The organism is Streptomyces sp. NPDC001093, from assembly GCF_040298985.1.
GTDB lineage: Bacteria > Actinomycetota > Actinomycetes > Streptomycetales > Streptomycetaceae > Streptomyces.
The window spans coordinates 1-25943 of record NZ_JBEPBF010000141.1; the positions used below are offsets into that span (position 1 = coordinate 1).

Annotated in this window: 19 protein-coding genes and 1 pseudogene; 10 read left to right on the top strand and 10 right to left on the bottom strand. The window is 72.1% G+C overall.

The annotated features are described in order from the left end of the window. Window positions 1-403 precede the first annotated feature (403 nt). Both ABT288_RS41885 and ptsP read left to right on the top strand, forming a co-directional pair. Window positions 404-853, top strand: coding sequence for a PTS sugar transporter subunit IIA (locus ABT288_RS41885; RefSeq protein WP_055705222.1), 450 nt, complete (start codon window positions 404-406; stop codon window positions 851-853). 78 nt (window positions 854-931) lie between these two features. Then, window positions 932-2602 carry a phosphoenolpyruvate--protein phosphotransferase gene (gene ptsP / locus ABT288_RS41890; protein ID WP_351619848.1) on the top strand — a complete coding sequence of 557 codons (1671 nt, stop codon included), beginning with the start codon at window positions 932-934 and terminating at the stop codon, window positions 2600-2602. A gap of 130 nt (window positions 2603-2732) precedes the next feature. Here ptsP and ABT288_RS41895 read toward each other — a convergent pair whose 3' ends face one another. Continuing rightward, the gene (locus ABT288_RS41895) at window positions 2733-3626 is read right to left on the bottom strand and encodes a DUF8829 domain-containing protein (RefSeq protein ID WP_351619850.1); all 894 of its coding nucleotides are present in this window, start codon (window positions 3624-3626) and stop codon (window positions 2733-2735) included. 24 nt (window positions 3627-3650) lie between these two features. Further along, the gene (locus ABT288_RS41900; RefSeq protein WP_351619853.1) at window positions 3651-4934 is read right to left on the bottom strand and encodes an MFS transporter; all 1284 of its coding nucleotides are present in this window, start codon (window positions 4932-4934) and stop codon (window positions 3651-3653) included. Between the two features lie 48 nt (window positions 4935-4982). Between ABT288_RS41900 and ABT288_RS41905 the strand changes: the two genes are divergently transcribed. After that, window positions 4983-6302, top strand: a complete 1320-nt coding sequence (locus ABT288_RS41905; RefSeq protein WP_351619856.1) for an aminotransferase class I/II-fold pyridoxal phosphate-dependent enzyme — start codon at window positions 4983-4985, stop codon at window positions 6300-6302. Between the two features lie 10 nt (window positions 6303-6312). On the opposite strand, the gene ABT288_RS41910 is transcribed toward ABT288_RS41905, so the two are convergent. Beyond that, window positions 6313-8289, bottom strand: a complete 1977-nt coding sequence (locus ABT288_RS41910; protein ID WP_351619859.1) for an acetoacetate--CoA ligase — start codon at window positions 8287-8289, stop codon at window positions 6313-6315. Between the two features lie 214 nt (window positions 8290-8503). Here ABT288_RS41910 and ABT288_RS41915 point away from each other — a divergent pair, with 214 nt between their 5' ends. After that, on the top strand, window positions 8504-10864 hold the full coding sequence (locus ABT288_RS41915; protein WP_351619861.1) for a glycoside hydrolase family 31 protein: 2361 nt from the start codon (window positions 8504-8506) through the stop codon (window positions 10862-10864). 10 nt (window positions 10865-10874) lie between these two features. Here ABT288_RS41915 and ABT288_RS41920 read toward each other — a convergent pair whose 3' ends face one another. Continuing rightward, complete coding sequence (locus ABT288_RS41920) at window positions 10875-11411, bottom strand: NUDIX domain-containing protein (RefSeq protein ID WP_351619863.1); 537 nt, start codon at window positions 11409-11411, stop codon at window positions 10875-10877. A 46-nt stretch (window positions 11412-11457) separates the two neighbouring features. Continuing rightward, complete coding sequence (locus ABT288_RS41925) at window positions 11458-12267, bottom strand: M15 family metallopeptidase (RefSeq protein ID WP_351619865.1); 810 nt, start codon at window positions 12265-12267, stop codon at window positions 11458-11460. Window positions 12268-12365: 98 nt separating this feature from the next. Between ABT288_RS41925 and ABT288_RS41930 the strand changes: the two genes are divergently transcribed. The 5 genes from ABT288_RS41930 (at window position 12366) to glpK (ending at window position 18628) form a co-directional block, all read left to right on the top strand. After that, window positions 12366-12791 carry a Zn-ribbon domain-containing OB-fold protein gene (locus ABT288_RS41930; protein WP_351619894.1) on the top strand — a complete coding sequence of 142 codons (426 nt, stop codon included), beginning with the start codon at window positions 12366-12368 and terminating at the stop codon, window positions 12789-12791. After that, entirely contained in the window at window positions 12788-13978 is a 1191-nt protein-coding gene (locus tag ABT288_RS41935; RefSeq protein ID WP_351619868.1) for a lipid-transfer protein, read from the top strand. Before ABT288_RS41930 ends, ABT288_RS41935 begins: the two co-directional genes overlap by 4 nt. A 133-nt stretch (window positions 13979-14111) precedes the next feature. Further along, window positions 14112-15761 carry an EAL domain-containing protein gene (locus ABT288_RS41940; protein WP_351619870.1) on the top strand — a complete coding sequence of 550 codons (1650 nt, stop codon included), beginning with the start codon at window positions 14112-14114 and terminating at the stop codon, window positions 15759-15761. A gap of 379 nt (window positions 15762-16140) precedes the next feature. Continuing rightward, window positions 16141-16890, top strand: coding sequence for an MIP/aquaporin family protein (locus ABT288_RS41945; RefSeq protein ID WP_351619872.1), 750 nt, complete (start codon window positions 16141-16143; stop codon window positions 16888-16890). A gap of 208 nt (window positions 16891-17098) precedes the next feature. Then, window positions 17099-18628 (top strand): glycerol kinase GlpK, encoded by a 1530-nt coding sequence (glpK, locus tag ABT288_RS41950; RefSeq protein WP_351619875.1) that lies wholly within the window; start codon window positions 17099-17101, stop codon window positions 18626-18628. 167 nt (window positions 18629-18795) lie between these two features. On the opposite strand, the gene ABT288_RS41955 is transcribed toward glpK, so the two are convergent. Genes ABT288_RS41955 through ABT288_RS41970 form a run of 4 tightly spaced genes read right to left on the bottom strand, consistent with a single transcriptional unit; the run spans window position 18796 to window position 23251 of the window. Beyond that, entirely contained in the window at window positions 18796-19401 is a 606-nt protein-coding gene (locus ABT288_RS41955) for a GTP-binding protein (protein WP_351619878.1), read from the bottom strand. Between the two features lie 38 nt (window positions 19402-19439). Next, window positions 19440-19835, bottom strand: a complete 396-nt coding sequence (locus ABT288_RS41960) for a DUF742 domain-containing protein (protein ID WP_351619881.1) — start codon at window positions 19833-19835, stop codon at window positions 19440-19442. A 9-nt stretch (window positions 19836-19844) separates the two neighbouring features. Then, window positions 19845-20279, bottom strand: coding sequence for a roadblock/LC7 domain-containing protein (locus ABT288_RS41965; RefSeq protein ID WP_351619884.1), 435 nt, complete (start codon window positions 20277-20279; stop codon window positions 19845-19847). Next, window positions 20276-23251, bottom strand: a complete 2976-nt coding sequence (locus tag ABT288_RS41970) for a sensor histidine kinase (protein ID WP_351619891.1) — start codon at window positions 23249-23251, stop codon at window positions 20276-20278. Before ABT288_RS41970 ends, ABT288_RS41965 begins: the two co-directional genes overlap by 4 nt. 420 nt (window positions 23252-23671) lie before the next feature. Between ABT288_RS41970 and ABT288_RS41975 the strand changes: the two genes are divergently transcribed. Further along, complete coding sequence (locus tag ABT288_RS41975; RefSeq protein ID WP_351619897.1) at window positions 23672-24202, top strand: hypothetical protein; 531 nt, start codon at window positions 23672-23674, stop codon at window positions 24200-24202. Between the two features lie 17 nt (window positions 24203-24219). On the opposite strand, the pseudogene ABT288_RS41980 reads toward ABT288_RS41975, so the two are convergent. Then, a pseudogene (locus tag ABT288_RS41980) lies at window positions 24220-25943 on the bottom strand (hypothetical protein); the annotation flags it as partial.

Genomic DNA, 25943 nt, shown 5'->3' on the forward strand with positions numbered 1-25943 from the left:
TGATTTTTGGCACGCTGTTGAGTTCTCAAGGAACGGTCGCTTCCTTCGTACTCACCCTCTCGGGCTTTCCTCCGGGCGCTTCCCTTCGGTGTTTCAAACTCTACCAGGGTTTTTCCGTCTCTCTGACCACCGCTCTGCGGACATGCCGAAGCGGATCCAGAGATAGGATCTGACGAGTTTGGGTTCTGCTGAGCGGGGCGCTTTCGCGGCCTCCGTCCCAAGCAGGAGTACGACTGTACACGGAGCCGTGAAGGCGTTGCAAATCCACGGGGTTGGTGGTCTAGACCACTACCTGGTAGCTTCCATACGGAACCGCCACTTCATATGACATACGCTGCTGCCAGCGCCGTCCGGGACAGTCAGTGACGGCCCGTAAGCAGCTCCACTCCTTGGGAGGCTTCCCATGACCACCGTGACGTCCCCGCTCGCTGGACGGGCCATCGGACTGGCCGAAGTTCCGGATCCGGTCTTCTCCGGGGCCATGGTCGGCCCGGGCACCGCCATCGACCCCGTCCGTGAGCCTTCCGAGGCCGTTGCGCCCGTGGACGGAGTCATCGTCTCCCTGCACCCGCACGCCTTCGTCGTGGTGGACGAGAGTGGGCACGGGGTGCTCACCCACCTCGGCATCGACACCGTGCAGCTCAACGGCGAGGGTTTCGAGCTGCTCGTCAACAAGGGCGACACCGTGACGCGCGGCCAGGCCATCGTGCGCTGGAACCCCTCCGCGGTCGAGGCCGCCGGCAAGTCCCCGGTCTGCCCCGTCGTCGCTCTCGAAGCCACGGCCGAGTCCCTCTCCGACCTCCGTGACAGCGGAGACGTGAAGGCCGGCGACAGCCTCTTCGCCTGGAACTGAGGGCAGTGCCGTCAGCGGACGGCGATCAGGACAACCACCGCGGCGGCGGGACCCGCCGCACTATCGGAGACGGGTGAGATGGAGACAACGCTGCGAGGCGTCGGTGTAAGCCACGGCGTGGCCATAGGCGAGGTCCGGCACATGGGTACGGCGGTGCTGGAGCCGCCCGCCAAGCAGATCCCCGCGGAGGAGGCCGAGCGTGAGCAGGGGCGCGCTCGCCAGGCCGTGGACGCCGTGGCCGCCGATCTGATGGCGCGCGGCAATCTGGCCGGGGGCGAGGCCCAGGCCGTGCTCGAGGCGCAGGCCATGATGGCCCAGGACCCCGAGCTGATGGCGGACGTGGACCGGCGGATCGCCGTCGGCAGCACGGCCGAGCGTGCGGTGTACGACGCGTTCGCGGCGTACCGGGAGCTGCTGGCCGGTGCGGGTGAGTACCTCGCCGGTCGGGTGGCCGACCTCGATGACGTGCGCAATCGTATCGTCGCCCGGCTGCTGGGCGTTCCGATGCCGGGTGTCCCGGACAGTGACCAGCCCTATGTGCTCGTGGCGCGGGACCTGGCTCCCGCCGACACCGCGCTGCTGGATCCGTCGCTGGTGCTCGGTTTCGTGACCGAGGAGGGCGGGCCGACCAGTCACAGCGCGATTCTGGCGCGGGCGCTGGGTGTGCCGGCGGTCGTGGCGCTGCCGGGGGCCGGCGAGCTGGCCGAGGGCACGGTGATCGCCGTGGACGGCAGCACCGGTGACATCTTCGTGAATCCGAGCGAGGAGAAGAAGGCGCAGCTGGAGGCCGCGGCCGCCGAGCGCAAGGCCGCGCTGGCCGCCTCGACCGGGCCGGGTGCGACGGCGGACGGTCACAAGGTGCCGCTGCTGGCCAACGTGGGCGGGCCGGCGGATGTACCGGCCGCCGTGGAGGCCGGGGCCGAGGGTGTGGGTCTGTTCCGTACCGAGTTCCTGTTCCTGGACGACAGCAAGAACGCTCCTTCCGAGGCGAAGCAGGTGGAGGCCTACCGGCAGGTGCTGGAGGCGTTCCCCGAGGGTCGTGTGGTCGTGCGGGTGCTCGACGCCGGGGCGGACAAGCCGCTGGACTTCCTCACTCCGGCCGACGAGCCGAACCCGGCGCTGGGCGTGCGGGGTCTGCGGACGCTGCTTGACCATCCCGAGATCCTGGGCACGCAGCTGACCGCGCTGGCGAAGGCCGCCGAGGGGCTGCCGGTCTACCTCGAGGTCATGGCGCCCATGGTGGCGGACCGCGCGGATGCGAAGGCGTTCGCGGACGCCTGCCGTGCCGCGGGGCTGCAGGTGAAGTTCGGCGCGATGGTGGAGATCCCGTCGGCCGCGCTGCGGGCGCGTTCGATCCTGCAGGAGGTGGAGTTCCTGTCGCTGGGGACCAACGACCTCGCGCAGTACACGTTCGCGGCCGACCGGCAGGTGGGCGCGGTGTCCCGGCTTCAGGACCCGTGGCAGCCGGCGCTGCTGGACCTGGTGGCGCTGTCCGCGGAGGCGGCCAAGGCCGAGGGCAAGAGCTGTGGTGTGTGCGGTGAGGCCGCGTCCGACCCGCTGCTGGCCTGTGTGCTGACCGGTCTGGGTGTCACCTCCCTGTCCATGGGTGCGGCGTCGATTCCTTATGTCCGGGCGACGCTGGCGAAGTACACGCTGGCGCAGTGCGAGCGGGCCGCGGCGGCCGCGCGTGCCGCGGACAGCGCCGAGGAGGCGCGCGGCGCGGCTCAGGCGGTGCTGTCCGGCGAGTAGCCGTACCGGTGGCGCGTTGCGTGTGCCGGGTGCAGGGGCGCCCCGCCTTCGGGTGGGGCGCCCCTGGTGTGTTCGTCCCTGGTGCGTTCGTCGGGTGCCGGCCGCGTCCGTGCCTTCGGCGCGCCGTGGGTCAGTGCCGGTGTCGGGGTGTCGTGCTCTCGTCCCCGAGGTCGGGGGGCTCGCTGTAGTCGACGCCGGATTCCGGGGGGATGGGGTCGCCGGATTCGACGTCGGTGCAGTAGGCGTCGAACACTTCGGAGGCGGTGAGGGGTTCGAGGCCGCCGGAGCGCAGTCGCCAGCCGTAGACGCGGTCGGCGGTGTCCGGGGCGCTGGTGCGCAGGACGAGTCCGCCGGGGCTTCGGGTCGCGAGGCCGAGGGCGAGGACGCTGGTGAGTTCCAGGACCTCGGCCTCGTCGAGGCGGAGGCCGCCGTCGCCGTCCTGGTCCCCGTGCAGGACCGCGACGAGGGTGTCCGGTGCCCCGGAGACGCTGCAGACGAGGTGCCGGTCGCCGGACGGTGCGGTGTCGAGGATGCGGACCAGGAGCTCGGAGGCGCGGGTGAAGGCCGCCCTGCCGATGTCCTCGCCGCAGGTGGGGCAGGGGCCGAGGCGGGACAGCAGGGTGGTGGCGTACTCCCATGTCGCCTGGCGTACGGCTTCGTCCACGAGGGCGGGTACGAGTGTGGCGAGAGGCCGGCCGTCGTAGGGGATGGTGGGGCCCGTGGCCGCCAGTTCCGCGGTGAAGCGGGTCCGGCTGGTCGGGGTTTCCGGGTCGAGGCCGGCTTGCGCGCAGTAGGCGGCGTAGTCCTCGGGGTCGAACAGGGCGAGGGTGGTGTGGGTGCCCTGGGCGGCGCGGGCTTTGAGGACGGCCTCGACCTGCTTCAGGTAGGTCGCGTGGTCGTCGAAGGTGAAGCTGCGGTAGCGCCGCATGGCGCGGAAGTCGTGTTCGTCGGTGAGCAGGCCGATGGTGCCGGCGATCTCACGGCGCAGGACGCGTCGCATGGTCTGGTGGTCGGTGTGCGCCATGTTTCCCCCATAGTGCGCGGTCGATCAATGCTCACTCACCGTAACCGGCGGCACTGACAACGGGCTTCGCCGGAGGCGGTCGCGGACCAGCCGGTGCTGAAGTGCGCAGGTCGCGGCGATGGTGGCGCCGAAGACGGTCCAGCCGAGGGGACCGATGGCGATGGCGGCGGTGACGGCGAGTGGGCCGAGGCTGCGCTGGCCGGACTGGGCGAGTCCGTGTACGCCGAGGTAGGCGCCCTGTGCGGTGTCCGGTGCGAGGGCGAGAGAGAGTTCCCAGGACACGACGGCGTGCAGCATCTCGGCCAGGGTGAAGAGGGCGGCGGACGCGGTGAGCAGGCAGATCGCCTGGGTGGTGCCGCCGGTGGCGGACAGGGCGAGGGTGATGCCGCCGGCGGCGGAGGCGGCGGACAGCGGGAGGAGCAGGGTGCGGGCTGCCGCGGTGGTGGTGCCGTGGCGGGCGAGCGGCACCTGGAGGGCGACCACCATCAGGTTGTTGAGGACGAGCAGCAGGGGGGCGAGGCCGTGGGGCACTCCTTCGGTGTGCGCGATCCACAGAGGCAGGCCGATCTGGAAGACGGAGTCGTCGAGGAAGAGGACCGCATCGGTCGCCACGTACGCGAGGTAGGTGCGGTCGCGCCAGGGGTTTGCCGGCCGGGCGGTGCGGGGTGTGGTGCCGGAGGCGGCGACGCGGCTGCTGGACGGGGGTTCCACGCAGGTCAGGGTGAGGAGCGCGATCGTCACGAAGGAGAGTGCGTCGCCGGTGAGGAGCCAGCGGTAGGCGGTGGTGGTGCCGAGGGTGAGGGCGGCCGCGGCGGCGAGGCCGCCCAGGGCCCAGCCTGCGTTGGAGGCGGTGCGGTTGACGGCCTGGTAGCGGACGCGGTCGGGGCCGGCGATGCGGGCGGCGTAGAGCTTGGTGAGGATGCTGGAGGCGCGGTCGCCGAGGCTGCCGACCGCCGAGATCGCGAGCAGCGGGAGGTAGTGGTCGGTGGTGAGCAGCCCGAAGGACGCGAGCGCGCGCAGGAGTTGGAGTGGGATCAGGATCCGGGTGAGGGGGAAGCGGTCGGCGATGCGTCCGCCGAGGGGTGCGCCCGCGATGCCGACGGCGCCGGAGACGGCGGCGAGGGTGCCGATCTGGGCGACGGAGAGGCCGGAGACGTAGGTGAAGTACAGGACGGAGACGGATGCCCACAGGCCGCTTCCAATGCGGTCGACGAAGGTGATGAGGAGCATCCGGCGTCCGTCGCGGCCTCCTGGTATGCGCGAGGGCCGGATGGCGGCCTCGGGCTTGGCGTCCACTGTTTCCCCCATGGAGCTGTTCGCTTGTCACGAGTTATGTATTGATACATAATTTTCAACGTGGCAACACAATATGAGATCACTGGTACGACGGCCAAGGGAATTGCCGCATCCGTCGAACGGGGCGTGGTGGACGGAGCGTTGGCACCGGAGGTCCCACTGCCGCCCGTGCGGCGGCTCGCGGACGAGCTGGGGGTGAGTCCGGGCACGGTTGCCACGGCCTACAAGGAGTTGCGGCGGCGGGGCATCGTCGTCACGCGCGGGCGTGGCGGCACGGTGGTCGCGCCGGCTCCCGCGGTCGGGTCGCGGCGGCCGCCCAAGGTGCCCGAGGGGCTGCGCGATCTGGCGGGCGGGCAGCCGGATCCGGCGCTGCTGCCCGCCCTGGTGCCGCCCTCGCGCCTTTCCCCGGGGGCCCGCTCCCATCGGTCCACGCCCCGGCTGGCGCGGCTCGAGGACGTGGTGCGCGAGTGGCTGGGCGCGGACGGCGTCCCCGCGGAGCACGTGACGTTCGCGCACGGCGCACTGGACCTGATCGACCGGGTGCTGTCGGTCGAGTTGCGTCCCGGGGACGGCGTGGCGATGGAGGACCCGGGGTATCACCATCTGCTGGATCTGGTCGCGGCGCTGGGGCTGCGTACCGTCCCGGTCGCCGTGGACGACGAGGGAGTGCGCCCGGAGGCCCTGCGCGGGGCGCTCGGGGCCGGGGTACGGGCCGTGGTGTTCAGTCCGCGGGCGCAGAATCCGTACGGCGGGTGTTTCTCCGCCGCCCGTCGGGATGCGCTGGCCGAGGTGCTGCGTGACGCGCCCGATGTGCTGGTGGTGGAGAACGACCACGCCTCCGAGGTGGCCGATGCCCCGCTGCACACGGTGACGGGTGCCGGGCCGGCGCGCTGGGCGCATGTGCGGACCGTGAGCAAGTTCCTGGGGACGGATCTGCGCTGGGCGGCAGCGGCCTGCGACGCGGTCACCCTCGCCCGGCACGACGGTCGGCTGCAGCTCACCTCGGGATGGGTCAGTCACCTGCTGCAGGAGACCGTGCACGGGCTGATGACGGACGAGGGCACGCGCGCGTTGGTGGCACGCGCGCGTGGGACGTACGCGCTGCGGCGCACCGCGCTGGCCGGCGAGCTGGCCGCACGGGGCATCGCCTCGCACGCCGCGAGCGGGATGAACGTGTGGGTGCCCGTGCGCGACGAGTCGGCGGTGGTGAACGGTCTGCGGTCGTACGGCTGGTGGGTCGCGGCCGGGGCGCGGTTCCGCCTGGCTTCCGGGCCGGGGGTGCGGATCACGGCCGCCGGCCTTGAGCCCGCCGACGCCGAGCGGCTGGCCTCGGACTTCGCCGCCGTGCTGGGCGAGTCCGAGGCCACCTATGGCGGGTGACCCCTGGGGGTCAGGCGCGCTTGCGGGCGAGTTCCTCGTAGAAGCCGAGCAGGGAGAGGTTGTCGATGGAGCCGGGGTTGACCGCCTTCTCCAGGGGCGTGCCCTGCAGCAGGCGCTTGACGGGGACCTCGATGCGCTTGCCGGTGAGGGTGTGCGGGACGCCGGGCACTTCGATGATCTCGTCCGGTACGTGGCGCGGCGAGAGCTGTTCGCGGATGGTCTGCTTGATGCGGTTCAGGAGTGCCTCGTCGAGGACGGCGCCCGGCGCGAGGTGCACGAACAGCGGCATCCAGTAGCCGCCGTCGGGCTGTTCGATGCCGATGACGAGGGATTCCCTGATCTCGGGCAGCCGCTCGACGACCTCGTAGATGTCGGCCGAGCCCATGCGTACGCCCTGCCGGTTGAGGGTGGAGTCGGAACGGCCGTGGATGATCACGGTGCCGCGTGAGGTGACGGTGATCCAGTCGCCGTGCCGCCAGACGCCGGGGTAGGTGTCGAAGTAGCTGTCGTGGTAGCGGCTGCCGTCGGGGTCGTTCCAGAAGCGGATCGGCATGGAGGGCATGGGGTTGGTGACGACCAGTTCGCCGACCTCGTCGACGACCGGCTTGCCGCTCGGGTCCCAGGCCTGCAGGTCGGTGCCGAGACCGGGCGCCTGGAGTTCGCCGGTGTGGACCGGGAGCGTCGGTACGCCGCCGGCGAAGCAGGAGCAGACGTCGGTGCCGCCGCTGACGGAGGCGATCCACAGGTCGGCCCCGCTCGCTGCGAACTCGTCGTGCAGCCAGCGGAAGCCGTCGGGCGGCAGCGGCGAGCCGGTGGTGGCGACACACTTCACGGCGGACAGGTCGTGGTCGCGCGCGGGGTGGACGCCGGCCTTGCGGCAGGCCATGACGTAGGCGGCGGAGGTGCCGTAGAGGGTGGCTCCGGTGCGTTCGGCGACCCGCCACTGGGCGCCCGTGTCCGGGTAGCCGGGGCTGCCGTCGTAGAGGACGATCGTGGTGCCCGTGAGCAGGCCGGAGACGAGGAAGTTCCACATCATCCAGCCGGTCGAGGTGTACCAGAAGAAACGATCCCCGGGGCCCAGGTCGCAGTGCAGCCCGAGCTGCTTGAGGTGCTCGACCAGGATGCCGCCCTGGGACTGCACGATGGCCTTGGGCAGGCCGGTGGTGCCGGAGGAGTACAGCACCCACAGCGGGTGGTCGAACGGGACCTGCTCGAAGACGGGCTCGGTGTCCCCCGCCGTCAGCGCCGACCACTCCAGGGCTCCCTCGGGTGCCTGGGTGCCGAGCAGCGGGATGTGGACGACGGCACGCACCGTGGGCAGCTCGCGGCGCAGTTCGGCGACGATCTCGCGGCGGTCGTGCTCCTTGCCGCCGTAGCGGTAGCCGTCGACGGTGAACAGCACGACGGGCTCGACCTGCTGGAAGCGGTCGAGGACGCTGCGGGCGCCGAAGTCGGGCGCGCAGGAGGTCCAGACGGCGCCGACGGCGGCCGTGGCGAGCAGGGCGACGACGGCCTGCGGGATGTTCGGCAGATAGCCGCTGACGCGGTCGCCGGGACGGACCCCGAGAGCGCGCAGTTCGGCGGCGAGGGAGCCGACCTGGCGGCGCAGTTCGGACCAGGTCACCGGGCGCGGTTCGTGGGTCTCGTCGACGTACAGGAGGGCGGGTTCGTCCGCGCGGTCGGCCGCGGCCCGCAGAGCGTGCTCGGCGTAGTTGAGGGTGGCGCCGGGGAACCACTGGGCGCCGGGCATGGCACGGTCGCCGAGCACGCGCGCGTAGGGCGTCGAGAAGCGGACGTCGAACCACTCCGTGACGGCTTTCCAGAAGGTGTCCAGGTGGTCGACGGACCACCGGTGCAGGGCGGGGTAGCCGCCTTCGGCCGGGGCGCCGTGGTGCTCGGCGGCCCATGCCTGGAACTGGGTGATGCGTGCCTGGGCGATCCGCTCGGGGTCGGGCTGCCAGAGCGGCTGGGGGTTCGCGGTCGTCATGGGGCGGCTCCCGGGCTGTGCGCGTCGTGTGCGTCGGTCCGCGCACGGGCTGGGGTGTGCGCGTGACGCGGCTGACAGGGACGATGCCATGTGATCGACTTCTGCACCAGGGTGTGCCCCACATAGTCCGTGTCGTGAAGATGTGGTCCCGGCACGGGTGAACGGCAGTTGAACGACACGCGCGCGTGGGGCGCTCGGTGGCAGGGTGAGCAGCATGGACGGTCGTGACCTGGTGCGTTCGGTGAGTGTGGTCGGTTCGGGGAGGGCGGCTCGGGGGTTGCGTACCGTGCGGGCCGCGTGGCGCAGGAGGCGGATCGACGCGGTCGGTCTGCCGCGGCGGGGGGCCGAGCGGGCGCGGGTCCCGGGGCAGGTGACGAGCGTGGCGCCGGGGCCGGGGGGCGGTGTCATCCGGTTCAGCCGGTCCGAGCTGCGGATCACGGTGGCGGTGAACGGGGCCGTGTTCTGGGGGTGGGACGGGGCCGGTCCGGAGCCGTCGTACGCGCTCGCGGGTGGCCGTCCGGAGCCGGATCCTCGCGCGGTGCTGGAGCCGGACAAGGACGGTGGCTGGCGGGTGGTCGCCGAGCGGGCGACGGTCACGGTCTCGCGGCACGGCGCGGTGGAGGTGTGCACTCCGGGCGGCGTGACCCTGCGCCGGGATCTGCCGCCGCGCTGGTGGGAACCGGTCGGCGGGGGCACCGCGCGCTGGATGCAGCGGTCGGAGGTGGCGGCCGACGCGCGCTTCTTCGGTCTGGGCGGCCGGGCGTCCGGGCCCCGGCTGCGGGACGGCACGTACCGGCTGTGGAACACCGATCCCGGCCGGGCGTTCGGCCCCGGTGACGATCCGCTGTACGTGACCATGCCGGTGCAGATCGTGGTGGCCGACGCGGGCACGCATCTGGTGTTCCACGACACCACGTGGGACGGCACGGTGGTGCTGCGCGAGGGCGAGGAGGGCGCCGGGTCCGGGCACGACCGGGCCGGGCGCTGCGAGCTGCGGATGGACGGCGGCCCGCTGCGCTGCTGGGTGATGGTGGGCACCCCCGCGCGCGTGCTGCACACCTGGGCCTCGCTGACCGGTGCGCCCGCGCTGCCGCCGGCGTGGGCGCTCGGCCACCAGCACGCGCGGTGGGGATTCGGCAGCGAGCAGGAGGTGCGCCGGATCGTCGCCGGTTACCAGGAGCGCCGGCTGCCGTTGGACGCCGTGCACCTGGACATCGACCACTACGACGACCACCAGGTGTTCACCGTCGACCAGGAGCGGTTCCCGAAGCTGCCGCAGCTCGCCGAGGAGCTGCGCCGGGACGGGATCCGGCTGGTGTCGATCGTCGACCCGGCCGTGAAGGCGGCGCCGGGCAGCGCGGTGTACGACAGCGGTTCGGCCGTGGACGCGTTCGTGCGGGACGCCTCCGGGCGGACGGTGCGCGGTGTGGTGTGGGCCGGGGAGTCGGTCTTCCCGGACTTCACGCACGCGCGCGTGCGCACGTGGTGGGGCGCTCTCTACGAGGAGCGCCTCGGGCAGGGCTTCGCGGGCTTCTGGCACGACATGAACGAGCCGACGTCGTTCAACGCCTTCGGGGAGCTCACCCTGCCGCGGTCGGCCCGGCACGCCCTGGAGGGGCGCGGGGGCGACCACCGGGAGGCGCACAACGTGTACGCGCTCTGCATGGCCCGGGCGGGCTACGAGGGGTTGCGTGAGCTGTCGCCCGGGGAGCGGCCCTTCCTGTTCTCCCGGTCGGGGTGGGCGGGCATGCAGCGCTACGGGGGCACCTGGTCCGGGGACGTGGCGACCGGCTGGCCCGGGCTGCGGGCGTCGCTGTCGCTCGTGCTGGGCCTCGGTCTGTGCGGGGTGCCGTACTCGGGCCCGGACGTGGGCGATTTCGACGGCAGTCCGTCGCCGGAGCTGTATCTCAGATGGTTCCAGCTCGGCGCGTATCTGCCGCTGTTCCGGACCCACGCGAGTCTGCGGGCGGGGCGCCGGGAGCCCTGGGAGTTCGGTGCCGAGGTGCTGGAGCACGCGCGCGTGGCACTGCTCGAACGGCGGCGGCTGCTGCCGTACTTCATGACGCTGGCCCATCTGGCCCGGCGTACCGGCGCGCCCTATGTGCGGCCGCTGTGGTGGGGAGCGCCGGAGGACCGGGCGCTGCGCGACTGCGAGGACACGTTTCTGCTCGGGGACGCCCTGCTGGTGGCTCCGGTGCTGGCCCCCGGTGCCGACCGGCGGGCGGTGCAGCTGCCGCGGGGCCGCTGGTACGACACCGTGACGGAGCAGGCGTACGAGGGGCCGGGGCAGGTTCTTGTCGACGCGCCGCTGTCACGGATACCGGTGTTCGCGCGTGCCGGCGCGGTCATCCCCGTGCGCGGCGCCGACGGCGGCCTGGGGCTGGAGGTGTGGGCACCGGCGCGTGGCCGCACGGGCGGCGGTCTGGTCGTGCCGGACGCGGGCGCCGCGTGGGAGGAGCCGGAGATCGAACGCTACGTCGCCCGTCGGCAGGGCCCCCGGGTGGTGGTCACCCGGGAGCGGGAGGACGGCTCCGCCGAGCCCCGCTTCCCGGTCCGGGTGCGGGGGCTCGGCTGAGCCTCGCCGCTCAGACGTACCGGCCCTCGAACCAGGCCCGTACGGCCACGGTGTGCAGCGGGAAGGCGAGTTCCTCGGGCCTGCGCAGCAGCCGCCAGCCCTCGGTCTCGTCCGTGGGGTCGGCCGGCGGCAGCCCTTCCACCGGGCGCTCCGGGAGGAGTCCGAACAGCAGCAGGTGACCGTCGGGCGAGCTCATGGCGTCCACGAGCCGCACGTCCCGCGCGGCCGCGTCGATGCCGGTCTCCTCCTTGAGCTCGCGTACGACGGCCTGCTTCCAGTCCTCCCGGTCGTCGATGTAGCCGCCGGGCAGTGCCGTGCCCCCGCGCGCGGGGGCGACGGTCCGGGTGATGACGACCAGGGCCGTGCCCTTGGTGTCGTACACGGGCTGGAGCGCGATGGCCACCGGCAGCGGATTGCGGTAGGCGACGGTCCCGCAGGACGGGCAGGTGCGCGGCCAGCCGGAAACGCCCTCTCCATAGGGCACTCCGCAACTCGAACAGTGCGAGTCCGGTGCGAAGTTGTCAGTTGAGTGCTGAGTTTCGGACACGCGCGGACTGTATCCGATCAGAGGAGGGACATCTTCCGGAGGTTGCTCAGTGGTCGCCGCTGAGCGACTTCGAGGACACGGGGAAGTCGAAATAGGTGTCCGGGTAGGGCTCGGGCTTGTAGGTGTAGTGCCACCACTCCTCGGCGAGGTTCACGAATCCGAGGCTCTCGAGGGTGTTCTTGAGCAGCAGGCGGTTGGCGCGCTGTTCGCCCTGGATGCGCGGGTCGCGCGTGTGCGCGAGGGTGTCGAAGCAGTCGAATCCGGTGCCCATGTCGACGGAGTTGTCGGGGAAACGCTCATCCTTGGGCGCGAAGCATGGCACCAGCGGCTGCCCGGGGTGGTAGGGACGGGTCGGCCGCGCGGGGAGCCTCACGATGGTGAGGTCCATGGTCGAGCCACGGCTGTGGCCGGATTTCTCGGCGATGTAGCCGTCCGCGAACAGCCGGGTCTTGTCGACGTTCGGGTAGAACTCGCCCTTCATCGACTGGTCGTCGAGGTCCTTGGCCCAGCGGACGAAGTGGTTCACGGCCCGCTGCGGCCGGTAGCAGTCGTAGACCTTGAGGGTGTAGCCCTTGCGCAGCAGGGTGAGCTGGGCCTTGTGGAGGGCTTCGGCGGCGGGGCGGGTGAGGATGCACATCGGCTGCTCGTAGCCGTCGATGCGCTCGCCGACGAAGTTGTGCGGGGTGAAGTAGCGCATCTCCTGGAGGATCGTCGGATCCACGGTTCTCAGGGCCACGAAGTCCTTCGGTGCCTTGGGTTCCGTCGTCGCCCCTGCGGTCGCGGGGGCGGCGGTCACGGCCAGCAGGGCGGCGAGAGCGCTGACCAGCCCGCGTACTGCACTGGTGAGTCGTGTCATGTCTCCTGCACTGCCCAATTCCGGATCCCCGTGACACACTTCTGACGTTCCGTCAGATAACTCGACAGGGAGGGCCGATGTCCCCCACGCGCACGCCTGTGGTCGACGGATGGTTCGCCGGCACGGGTGACGAATTCAGACTTCTCGGCACTCGTTGCGCGGCTTGCGCCTCCGTGTTCTTTCCCCGCGAGGACACCCACTGCCGAAATCCCGGGTGTACCGGAGGAGATCTCGAGGAGGTGCCGCTGTCGCGACGGGGGCGCGTCTGGTCGTACACGGACAGCCGGTACCGACCGCCGTCACCCTATGTGAGCAACCAGGAACTTCCGTGGGAGCCGTACGCGTTGATCGCTGTGGAGTTGGAGGCCGAGCGGATCGTGGTGCTGGGACAGGCGGCTCCCGGGGTCACCGTCGCCGATCTGACGGTGGGCATGGAGGTGGAGGTCGTCCCCGGAGTGCTTCACGAGGACGCGGAGACGACCTGGACGACCTGGCACTGGCGGCCGACGGGGGTGAGGGCGTGACGACGGACGTGGCGGTGCTCGGGGCGGGCATGCACCCATGGGGCAAGTGGGGCCGCTCCTTCGTGGAGTACGGCACTGCGGCGGCCCGCGCGGCACTGGCGGACGCCGGCCTGGACTGGCGCGAGGTCGGCTCGGTGGTGGGCGCCGACACCGTGCGGGGCGGGTATCCCGGGTATGTGGCGGGAGCGACCTTCGCCAAGGCGCTGGGCTGGCAGGGAGCCAGGGTCGCCAGCGTGTACGCGGCGTGCGCCTCCGGAGCCCAGGCGATCGCCACGGCGCGGGCACAGATACTCGCCGGGCTCGCGGACGTGGTCCTCGTGGTGGGGGCGGACGCGGCACCCAAGGGGTTCTTCCGGCCCGCGGGCGGCGACCGGCCGGACGATCCGGACTGGCTGCGCTTCCGCGTCCTGGGAGCGACCAATCCGGTGTACTTCGGTCTGTACGCGCGGCGGCGGATGGCGGTGCACGGCGACACACCGGAGGACTTCGCCCTGGTCAAGGTGAAGAACGCCGCCATGGGCGCGCTCAACCCGTACGCCCGCTACCGCAAGCGGGTCACCGCCGAGGAGGTCGCCGCGTCCACGGTCGTGGCCGATCCGCTGCGGCTGCTCGACATCTGCGCCACCTCCGACGGCGGGGCGGCCCTGGTGCTCTCCAGCATGGAGTTCGCGCACCGGCACGGGACGACCCGGCCGGTGCGGATCCGGGCGGTGTCGACGGTGACCCCGCGCTTCCCGAACACGGTGCTGGACCTGCCGGACATCGCCACGGACTCCACCGTGGCGGTGGGCGCCCCCGAGGAGACCTTCCGGGCCTCCATAGCCCGGGCCGCCTACGAGGAGGCCGGTATCGGCCCCGGCGACCTGTCCCTGGCGGAGGTGTACGACCTGTCCACCGCGCTGGAGCTGCAGTGGTACGAGGACCTGGGACTGTGCGGCGAGGGCGAGGGGGCGAAGCTGCTGCGGGAGGGCGCGACGGGCCCGGGCGGCCGCATACCCGTCAACGCCAGTGGCGGCCTCGCCTCGTTCGGGGAGGCGGTGCCGGCCCAGGCGATCGCCCAGGTCTGCGAGCTGACCTGGCAGTTGAGAGGCACGGCCGGCGAGCGGCAGATCGCCGGGGCGCGCGTGGGGATCTCCGCCAACCAGGGGCTCTTCGGGCATGGATCGTCAGTGGTCGCGGTGCGGTGACGACGCCGGAGGAGAGCGGAGTGTGACACCAGAGGCCACAGAGGTTTTCCACGCTGTGTGACCACCCCGGAATCCTGCGTGAACGTCTCATGAACTGCGCCTGGGCGCACGCGGGCAGCGAAATCATGCTCCCGTGCACTCCTGGACGGACACTCTCCGCTTCGCCTTCCAGCCGGTGGTCAACCTGAGGACGGGCGCGGTCACCGCACTGGAGACACTCGCCCGCCCGGAGACCGGTGACATCCTGGCCGAAGCCCGCCGAGACCCCGAACTCGACGGCAGGCTCACGGTGTTGGCTCTCCGCGCCGCGACGCACAAGGAAACCCTGCTGCCGCTGCATCTGAACGTGTTCGCGGCCACCCTCGCCGACCTCGGCGGCCTGGCCCTGCTGCACGACGCCGTGCGCGCGGCCGGGCGCCTGCCCTGGGAGGTGACGCTGGACGTGGTCCCGCCCTACACGCACGTGCCGCAACGGGCCCTGCTGGAGGCCGTGGCCTCGCTGCGCGAACAGGGCTTCCGGATCAGCGCGGACGGCATCGGGGACGGCGACATACCCCTCCGGCTGCTCACCGACCTCTCCCCCGACCTGGTGAAACTCGATGCCTCGCTGCTGTCCCGGCCGGCCGCGGTGCGGGCGATGCGGACCCTGTGCGAGGAGCTGGGCGCGCTGGTCGCGGTGGAGGGCGTGGAGACCGAGCTGCAGTACGCGGCGGCGCTGTCGGCCGGGGCGCAGCTGGGCCAGGGCGAGTTGTTCGCGCCGCCGGCCCGGATCCCCGCCGTGGACGTATACGTTCCGCCCCGCTCCCCCGGCACCGTGGGTGTGCCCCGGTCCGGGCCGTCGGTGCGAGAGTTCGTGCGTCCGGCCGCCGTACTGCCGGTGACCGTCTCGGCGGGGCAGGTGCGGGCGCTGCTGACCGGGTCGCCGGACGTGTCCGGTGTGCTGCTGGTGGACCAGGCCGGCAGGCCCGTGCGCTCGGTGCACCGCTCGCGGTTCCTGCTGTCGATGTCCGGCCGCTACGGGCACGCCCTGTACGCCGACCGGCCGGCGTTCAAGCTGGGGGACGCACCCCGCACGGTCGGCGTCGACGCCACCGCCTGGGAGGTGCTGGACGTCGTCGCGGTCGGCGGCCGGGACCGGACCTCCGACGATGTCGCGGTGGTCGACCGGTACGGCCGCTGCGTGGGGGTCGTACGGCTCGCGGACCTGGTGCGGGCCCTGGCCGAGAGCCGGGTCGAGGAGGCCGCCGGGCTCAATCCGCTGACCCGGCTGCCCGGTTCGGACGCGATCACCGGCGAGGTGGACCGGTGGATCGCCGACGGCCGGACGTTCGCGCTCAGCTGGCTGGACATCGACCACTTCAAGCAGGTCAACGACGGTGCCGGATTCGCCATGGGTGACGAGCTGATCCGGTCGGTGGGGCGAGCACTGCAGCATGCGGTGTCGGGTAACGCGCGCGTGGGGCACATCGGCGGGGACGACTTCCTGGTGCTGGCCGAGGAGGAGGCGCTCGACCCACTGGTCGCGGCGGTGCTCGACGCACCCTGGTCGGCGGGAGACCGGCCGGTCACGCTCTCGCTCGCGACGGTGGTGTGCACGCCGGGAAGCGTGGGCGACCACCGGCAGGCCGCCGCCGAGCTCGCTCCGCTGAAGCAGGCGGCCAAGGCGCTGCGGGGCGCGAGCTGGGTGCTCGGACGGGCCGGGCTGCCCGGCCACGAGGTCCGGCGCGGCACCGGTGCGGCACCGGCGCAGGCCGGATACGCGACCGTCGAGCCGGGACGGTGAACATCCTTCCCGGACCATTCCGTTGGGGTCCGGCGCGGTGACCTGGGCGTCGGGAGGGTCGCCGGCGCCGTGGCCACCGGGCCGCGGGAAGAGTCGCCGTCACCGTCGCCGTCAGCAACCTTGACGCCCCCGGAACGCCGGTGAACACTTCCCGGTGTCAGCCGACATCGCCGTACATTCTCGGCGTTATCAGGCACTGCGCCACGGGTCTGTCCTGCTCCACAACTCGTCCCTCCCCGGCGATACGGCTGCGACGGCACGCTCGTCACGGACGCCGGGCGGGGCGCGGGGCTCCCTGCCTACGGCTGAACACGCCAATGGAACGTTCCTGCACGGAGGGCCGGGGCTGAACGCCCCCACCGGCGCCAAGGGAGCCGCCATGAGCAACGGACACATCTTCGTCGGCGAAGTGATCGGCACCGCGATCCTGATTCTCTTCGGTGCCGGTGTCTGTGCCGCCGTCACGCTCAGATACTCCAAGGCACGGGCCTCGGGCTGGGTCGTCATCGCCTTCGGCTGGGGCTTCGGCGTCCTCGCGGGCGCGTACACGGCCGCTCCGCTGTCCGGTGGCCAGCTGAACCCCGCGGTCACCCTCGGCATCGCCATCGACACCGGCAAGTGGGGCAAGGTCTGGGTGTATCTGCTGGGCCAGCTCGTCGGCGCGATGCTCGGGGCCGTACTGGCCTATCTGGTCTACCTCGCCCAGTTCCAGGCCAACGTCCGCAAGGAGGGCACGACGGAGGGCACGGCCGACGAACCGGTGCCGACGCTCGGCATCTTCTCGACCATCCCGGAGATCCGGAACCCGGTCGCCAACCTCATCACCGAGATCATCGCGACCGTCGCGCTCGTGCTGCCGATCCTCGCCTTCGGACTGACCAAGGGACTCGGCGAGTCCGGTACGACCGTACTGATCGTGTCCCTGCTCGTGGTCGGCATCGGGCTCTCCCTCGGCGGGCCCACCGGCTATGCCATCAACCCGGCCCGCGACCTCGGGCCGCGGATCGTGCACACCTTCCTGCCGATCCCCAACAAGGGCACGTCCGACTGGGGTTACGCCTGGATCCCGGTTGCCGGGCCCCTGATCGGCGGGGCACTCGCCGGCGCCATCTACCACGCGGCCTTCTGATTCCCCGTACGTCACCTCCGACCCCGTACACCGTCACCTTCGACCCCGTACACCCCGTAGGCCTCTGCGCCCCCGTATGCCTGCTCCCGGCCCGTACGCCTACCTGCTCCCGGCCCGTACGCCTACCTGCTCCCGGCCCGTACGCCGCCCTCCCGCCGCACACGCGCCCCTCTGACCAGCGACCCGACCCAGCGACCCAGGGACTGCCATGACGGACACCGCCGACACCTACGTCGCCGCCATCGACCAGGGCACCACGTCCAGCCGCTGCATCGTCTTCGACCACGGCGGCGCCATCGTCGCCGTCGACCAGCGCGAGCACCGCCAGATCTTCCCGAAGCCGGGCTGGGTGGAGCACGACGCGACCGAGATCTGGTCCAAGGTGCAGGCCGTGGTGGCCGGGGCGCTCGCCAAGGCGGGGCTGCGCGCCGACCAGCTGAGCGCGCTCGGCATCACCAACCAGCGGGAGACGACCGTCCTGTGGGACCGCGCCACCGGCAAGCCGGTGCACAACGCGATCGTCTGGCAGGACACCCGTACCGCCGCCCTGTGCAACGAACTGGGCGGCAGGGACGGCCAGGACCGCTTCCGTGAACAGACCGGACTGCCGCTGGCCAGCTACTTCTCCGGGCCCAAGGCGGCCTGGCTGCTGGACCACGTGCCCGGTCTGAGGGAGCGGGCCGAACGCGGCGAGATCGCCTTCGGGACGATCGACTCCTGGCTGATCTGGAACCTCACCGGTGGCACCGAGGGCGGCCGGCACGTCACCGACGTGACGAACGCCGGCCGCACCATGCTGATGAACCTGGAGACGCTCCAGTGGGATCCCGCCATCCTGTCCGCCATGAACGTGCCCGAGGCGGTGCTGCCCGAGATCAGGTCCTCCGCCGAGGTGTACGGCACGGCGGTCGGGCAGCTCGCCGGGGTGCCCGTCGCCTCGGCGCTGGGCGACCAGCAGGCCGCCGTCTTCGGGCAGGCCTGCTACGACGTGGGCACCGCGAAGAACACCTACGGCACCGGCAGCTTCCTGCTGCTGAACACCGGCAACCGGCCGGTGCCGTCCAAGAGCGGGCTGCTGACGACGATGGGCTACAAGATCGGCGGAGAGGCGCCGGTGTACTGCCTCGAGGGGTCCATAGCGATAACGGGCGCGCTGGTCCAGTGGTTCCGCGACCAGCTCGGGATCATCCGCACCGCCGACGAGATCGAGACACTGGCGGCGAGCGTCGAGGACAACGGCGGCGCCTACATCGTGCCCGCGTTCTCCGGCCTGTTCGCGCCCTACTGGCGTTCCGACGCGCGCGGTGTCGTCACCGGCCTCACCCGGTACGTCACCAAGGCCCATCTCGCGCGCGCGGTGCTGGAGGCGACGAGCTGGCAGACCCGGGAGGTCGTGGACGCCATGTACCAGGACTCCGGCGTGCGGATCACCACCCTGAAGGTCGACGGCGGCATGACGAAGAACAACCTGCTCATGCAGCACCAGGCGGACGTCCTCGGCGTCCCGGTCATCCGGCCACGCGTGTCGGAGACCACCTGCCTGGGCGCCGCCTACGCGGCCGGCCTGGCGACGGGCGTGTGGAACGACCTGGACGAGCTGAAGTCGCACTGGCAGCGGGACGCGGAGTGGACACCGGCGATGGAGCCGTCGGTGCGCAACCGCGAGTACCGCAACTGGCGCAAGGCCGTGGAGAAGAGCTTCGGCTGGCTGGAGGACGCGGAGGAGGACGGCGCGTAACGGTGCACGGCACGCGCGCGTGAGGGCTCCTTCCGTGGCACACGCGCGTGAGGGCTCCTTCCGTGGCACGCGCGCGTGAGGGCTCTTCACCGGACCACGGCCCGTACCCCGGTCGGCGGGGGTACGGGCCGTGCCCGTGAAGCAGCGAGGGCGCCTGACGGCGTGGGTCAGCCGAGGGCGGCCCGGCGGCGGTCCGTGGCGTACTCCATCGCATGCCGGACGACTCCGATGAGCACCTCCTTGACCGATTCCCGCTCCCGCGCGTCGCAGAGCAGGACGGGTACGCCGTCGTCCAGGTCGAGGGCCTGCCGAACGGACTCGGCCGGGTAACGGGCCGCTTCCTCGAAGCAGTTGACGCCGACGAGGAAGGGGATGCCACGCCGCTCGAAGTAGTCGACGGCGGCGAAGCAGTCCTCGAGGCGCCGTGTGTCGGCGAGGACGACGGCGCCGAGCGCGCCCTCGGACAGCTCGTCCCACATGAACCAGAACCGTTCCTGCCCGGGCGTGCCGAAGAGGTACAGCACCAGGTCCTCGCGCAGGGTGATACGGCCGAAGTCCATGGCCACGGTGGTGGTGTGCTTGCCCTCCACACCGCTGGTGTCGTCGACGGGGCGGCCGACCTCGGTGAGCAGTTCCTCGGTGCGCAGCGGCCTGATCTCGCTGACCGCGCCGACGAGGGTCGTCTTGCCCACGCCGAAGCCGCCGGCCACCAGGATCTTGAGCGTGACGGGCTCGACCGGGGGCTTGCCGCGCTCAGAACGCCCGAGGATCATCGGTCTCTTCTCCTGCTCGGGAGGCTTTCGGATGGGGGTCACAGCGCGCGGAGGCCGTTGATCACGTCGCGCAGAATGCTCTCGTCCGGCAGCTCGGCCGGTGGCACCGGGCGGGTGACATGGACGAGGTCCGCGTGCACCAGGTCGCCGATGAGCACCCGCACCACGCCGATCGGCAGGTCGAGTCCGGCGGCGAGTTCGGCGACCGACTGCGGTTCGCCGCGGCAGAGCCCGACGATCTCCACGTGCTCGGGCGACAGCGCCGGATCCGTTTCGGGGTCGCCCGCGCCGGATTCCGTGACGACCACCGCGATCAGATCGAGCCGGTGCTGGGCCGGACTCGTGGTACGGCCGCGTGTCATGGCGTACGGACGGACGACCGGTCCGGCCTCGTCGTCGAACCAGTGGTTTCTCACCTGACCGTCTGTGCTCATGCCATCCCACTACCCGCCTGTGGGCAGATCGGTGCGCGGGGCGGCGCCCAGATGTGCGCCGACCCGCTTGACCAGGAGCGTCATCTCATAGGCGACCTGTCCGACGTCGGAGTCGGCGTCGGACAGAACGGCGAGGCAGCTGCCGTCCCCGGCGGCGGTGATGAACAGGAAGGCGTCGTCCAGCTCGACCACCGTCTGCCGGACGCCGCCCGCGTCGAAGTGGCGGCCCACGCCCTTGGCGAGGCTGTGGAAGCCGGATGCGACGGCGGCCAGATGCTCGCTGTCCTCCCGGGTCAGGTCCTTGGACGCCCCCGTCGGGAGCCCGTCGCCGGACAGGACGACGGCCTTGCGGATACTGGCGACGCGGTCCACCAGGTCGTCCAGCAGCCAGTTCAGCTGCCCCTTGTCGGTCGCCGTGTGGCCGGTCGCCTTCGGTGCGGTCATCGACCGTCCCCCTTAGTCGTTCCTTGTGCTGTGCCGTCGTGGTCTGCGTCGCCGCCGGCGTTCTCCTCCCGGCCGCGCTGCCAGCCTCGCTGCAGCGAGGCCATCCGGCTGCGGACCTCATCGGCGTCGCGGTCGGCGGTCCCCGCCGCGCGCTCGGCGCGCCGTACGGTGTCCTGCTTGAGCTGGGGGGCCAGGCTGGCCTGACGTATGCGCCGGGGCAGAGGCCCGGTGGCCGGCCCGTCACCCGACGCGCCGGGCGGCTGTGTGGCCGTGGGTCCGCCGGTGCCTCCGGTGTCTCCCGTGTCTCCGGGGCGGGGCTCCACGCCGGGGCGCTCGACCGGGCCGGTGCCGGACCCGCCTGTGGTGTCCGGGCCGTCGCCGGCGAGGGGCGCGGGCGGCCGGGTGCGCCGGGGCAGGGCGGGGACGTCCGGCGTCGTGCCGGTGCCGCCGGCGGGGGCCGGGTCGCGTTGCTGGAAGGGGTCGGTGAGTTCTGCGGGCGCCCCGCCACGTTCCTGGGCTCGGTCGGTGCGCTCGGCAGCGGCCGCGTCGCGTTGCTCGGCTCGGTCGGTGGGTTCGGCAGATCGGCGGGAGCCGGCAGTGCGGCGCCGGGAGGGGAGCGGGGCCAGTCCGCCCGCGTCGGGACGGCCGGAGGCGGCGGGGGGCTGCTGGTCCGGTTCGTCGCGGCGGGGGCGCTGGTCGGTGACGGGCCTGCCGTGCGAGCTGACCAGTTTGGGGGTCTGCCGGCGCGGCAGAGGTATGGGCCCGCGGTCGTCCGCCTCGTCGCGTGACGCGCGGTCGGCGGACGGGGGCGGCCCCTGGTCTTCGGTGCGGGTGCGGGAGCGGCGGGGCCGGAACAGTCCGCCGCGCTCGCTGTCCTCGCCCCCCAATACGCCGGGGAAGTCGTCGATGGCGTCGAGATCCACCGGCGCCTCCAGCTCGACCGGGCCGTCCAGCAGCGAGGTCGGCAGGCCGGGCAGCTGCGCGGGCGCCGGGGACCGGCCGATGCCCCGGCCCGCCTGCCCGACCTCCTTCGCCGGGCGGTTCCGGTCGAGGCGGAAGCCGAGGCCGTTGGTGTCCGGTACGTCGTCGCTGAGCAGCGCGTCGGGGATGAAGACGACGGCGGTGGTGCCGCCGTAGGGCGACGGCTGGAGCGAGACCCGGACGTTCTGGCGCTGGGCGAGGCGGCTGACCACGAACAGGCCGAGCCGGTCGGTGTCGGACAGTTCGAACTCGGGTGTCTCGGCGAGGCGCAGGTTGGCGTCCAGCAGCGCCTCGGCCGTCATGCCCAGACCCCGGTCGTGGATCTCCAGTGTGAAGCCGTTGGCCACCCGCTCGCCGAGCACCTGGACGGCGGTGTGCGGGGGCGAGAAGACCGTGGCATTCTCCAGGAGTTCGGCCGCGAGGTGGGTGAGGTCGGCGACCGCCGGGCCGGTGACGGCGACTCGGGGCAGCCGCCGTACCTCGATGCGTTCGTAGTCCTCGACCTCGGCGACGGCGGCGCGTACGACGTCCATCAGCTGCACCGGGCGGCGCCACTGCCGCGACGGTGCGGCGCCGGAGAGGATCACCAGGCCCTCGGCGTGCCGGCGCATACGGGTGGTGAGGTGGTCCAGCCGGAAGAGGTCGGCGAGTTCGTCGGTGTCCTCGGTCCGCCGTTCCATGGTGTCGAGCAGCGTGAGCTGTTTGTGCAGCAGCACCTGGCTGCGGCGGGCGAGGTTGACGAAGACCTCGGAGACGCCGGAGCGCAGTTCGGCCTGTTTGACGGCGGCCTCGACGGCGGCCCGCTGGAGGGTGTTGAGGGCCTGGCCGACCTCGCCCATCTCGTTCTTGTCGTAGTCGAGGCGCGGCACCTCGGTCTCGACGTCGATGTGCTCCCCCGCGGACAGGCGGCGCATCACGCTGGGCAGCCGGACACCGGACGCCTCGTGCGCCTCCAGCCGCAGCTGGCGCAGGTCGCGGATGAGGCCGCGGCCGATCCGGACCGACAGGAAGACGGAGAACACGAGCGCGACCAGGCCGAGCAGGCCCGCGACGGCCGCCTGCAGGATGACGCCCATGGCCACCGGGTGGGTACGGCTCTGGAGGCGGTCGCCGACCTGGTCGTCGAGGGTGCCGAGTTCGTTCAGGACGCCGGCGGCCGCGGAGTCCCAGCTCTGCGCCGTGACGCCGCGGGGCGTGCCGGAGTCCGTGTCGACGACGGTCTGTTCGGCCGTGCGCAGCGGGGCGGTGGTGGCGTCCTTCCAGAAGCGTTCGTAGCGTTCGCGGTCGGCGGCCGGCAGCAGGGGCAGGCTGACGTCGTACAGGACCCTGCGCTGGGCGGCGAGGTCGGAGATGTCATGGGTCTCGGCGCGGGTGAGCCGGCCGACGACGAGGGAGGAGCCGAGCAGGGCGTCCTCGCGGGAGAGCAGTTCACGGGCGCGGCTGACATTGACCAGCGCGCGCTCCTGCGCGTCCAGCTCGACGTCGTCGATGCCTTCGAGGGTGGCGAACAGCGTGAAGCACGGGCCGACCAGGCGGTTGTAGAGGTCGAAGGCCTGAGCGCGGGTGACCGTGCGCTGCTCGACGTCACGGCGCAGGGAGCCGAGGCCGTCGAAGGCGTCGAGGACGGTGGTGAGGCGTGCGCTGTCGTCCGCGTCGATGTTGTCGGCGACGTCGTGGTCGCCGGCGTTCTTGCGGATCGTGGCGATCGCCCGGTCGGTGGCGGCGCGGGTGCGCTGCAGCGCGGAGAGGCTGTCGGCGGCTCTCGGGTCGGCGAGGTAGACGAGGGTCTGGCGGCGCTCCTGCTGCAGTTCGCGGACGGTGTCCTCGGCGGGATAGCCGATGTCCTGCCTGACGTCCGACACCTGGAACAGCCGGGCGACCTCGCGCCCGGTGAGTACCGTTGCGAAGCCCCAGATGGCGGTCAGGGACACCAGCGGCACGAGAAGCAGCGCCACGATCTTCCGGCGGATCGACTTCCCGCGAAAGCGCATGGCCTCCCCCAGCTCGACCCCCGGCCGGCCGGGGGTACACATGTCCGTCAACAAACGGCGCGAGCCTACTACCGCCTCACAGTTAACTCGAAGACATGTCCGGAGGGCGAACTTCCGCTCCGGCGGCGAGAGATGCCGAGTTGTCCGGGCATTGCGGGAGATTGCCACCGCGATCCGGCGGCCGCGCCCGGCCGGACGGTGCCGCCGCGACCGGGCGGTTGGCTGGAATTTTTCCCCGGCCGGGAATCATCGGCCGGTCTCGTTCGTCCTTCTCCACGGGAAATGGGGGCGGAATGGGCCACAGGTGCCGCATCCCGCACCCCGGCGGCGTAAAACAGCGCAAGCCGGGCAGCCACTGGGGAGTCGGGGTCTTGTGACACCGGGGCGAGCGGTCTGTCGGCGTTGGGGAGGTACGCGATGATGGGCACGGCGGAGTGGCGCGATGCGCCCGAGGAGAGCGTGGCGGTGCGCTCGGCGGCGCGGCGGGACACGGAGGCACCGGATCGCGACATTCGGGCGCGTGGCCGCGCCCGGGAGTCCGCCGGCGAACGGCAGCAGTACTACAGGCCGTTGTGGGTCGAGGAGCCCGCCCGACGGCACCCGCTGCCGGATCCGGTGCGTACGGCGGCGGTGCGGGCCCTCCTGATCATCGCGGTGACGCTGATCCAGGCGATGGTGGCGTTCCTGTGCACGCTGGCCGGGTCCTGGCTGGCCTTCCCGATGGTGATCAGCAGCGTGGCGAGCACGGTGGTGGCCACCTGGGCCGTGGTCGACGTGTGGGTGACCCGCCAGGTGTGGAACCAGCGGTACGGCGTGGTCTCCGAGCCGAGCAGCACGGCCCGGGCACTCCGGCGTGAGCGGCGCGCCCGCCGGCGCGAGGAGCGCGCGGCCCTGCGCGAGCAGGACCGCATACGCCGCCGGGGTGGTACCGGGCAGCTGTCCCACCCCTGAGTTCCCACGGCTCGCCGCTACGGCGTGTTCGGCACCGGCTTCCTGAACATCCGCGTCGCCGTGATCTCGCTGTGCACCGCCTCTCCGGCCTGGGGCTGCTGGGGCAGCCCGGGCCGAAGGTGCTCCTCGACGCTGATGTACTTCAGGCCCGCCCTGAGGTCGGCGTCGTTGCGCAGGCGGATGACCAGCGGGAACTCGGCCAGAGCGGTCGTGTCGAACAGACCGGTGGTGTAGAGCAGCTGCACGCCGAGCGCGTCGGACACGGCCCGCTGCAGCTCCAGCAGGTACGTGGCGTTGGCACGGCCGATCGGGTTGTCCAGGAACAGCGTGCCGGCGTGCCGGTGCTTGTCCCGGCCCCGGTCGTTCGAGCGGAGGGCGGCCATCGTGCAGTACAGGGCGATCGCGGCGGTGAGCAGCTGGCCGCCGGAGAAGACATCGCCCATCTGGCCCACGGGGACGCGCTCGGCGCGCAGCACGGCGTCGGGCTTGAGGATCTCGACGGCCACGCCCTTCGGCTGCAGCGCTGCTGCGACTCCGCGCAGCAGCAGCGACATGCCGTCCCGGCGCAGATCGGAGTTCTTCTTCACGGCCGCTCGTGTGGCGTCGTCGATGACTTCGCCGAGCCGTTCGGTGAGGGTGGCCTGGTCGGGCTCCTCGAAACGGATGCGCAGGAACTCCTGGCCGGACCACTCGCCGAGCCCCTCGGGCAGCCGGGACAGCCGCTGGGCCGACCTCAGCGTGGCGAGAGCCGACTCCACCAGGCCCCTGAGGCGGTCCACGATCGAGTCGCGGTTGCGCTCGAGCTGGGCCAGCTCGTCGGTCAGGACGCGCAGTCGGGGCGCGAACGCGTCCGCCCACTTCTGCGCGTGCTCCGGCAGCGCGGATGCGGGCAGTTCGCGGATCTGCTGCCGGGCGGGGGTGCGGACCTGCTCGTAGCGCGTGGAGTTGGCGTGCCGGACGAGGACATCGCTCGCCTCGCGCACGGCCGCTTCGGCGGCGGACAGATCGGCGGCACAGCCGCGCAGCGAGCGGCGGGCCTCGGCGGCGGAGTGCCGGGCCTCCTCCAGGCTGCCGGGGTACGGCTCCGGCTCCTCCTGCTCCTCCTCGGGGACATGCTCGCGCAGCAGGTCACGGAGCATCGCGGCGATCTCGTCGAAGCCGCCGGCCGCGTCCTCGGCGGCCCGGTGGGTCTCCAGCAGCTCCGCGTGTGCCTCGCGAGCCTCGGCCAGCGCCTCGGCGCGGGCGGCGAGCTCGCCCGTCGCGGTGCGCAGCAGGGCCTGGGCGTGCTCGGCGTCGCGCGGGACGAGCTCCTCGGGCAGCTCGGTGTGCGCCTCGCCGTCCTCGGGGGCGTGCCGTTCGGCCTCGCCGCGCAGCCGGCCGAGCTGCTCGCTCGCGCTGGACATGCGTGTCTCCAGGAGTTGCACGAGCTCCTCGGCACGGGCGGCGGCGGCCTGCCGGGAGGGCCCGTCGGAGCCGTCGGGCGACTGCAGCAGCTGCTCGGCTCGGGTGCGGACCTTGTTGCTGAGCCGGTCGAGTTCGGCGCGGGCGGCGCTCTCGTCGCTCTCCGCGCGGGCCTGCTCGGCACGCAGGTCGGCGCCGACGCCGACCTTCTCGTACACCTGGGAGGCGGCCCGGTAGGCCTCGCGCAGGGCGGGCAGGGACGCCTTGGGGGCGTCCGCGTCCTCGACCGGTACGTCGTCGGGGGCGCCGGCGATCTCGGAGCGCTCGGCGCGCAGGGCTC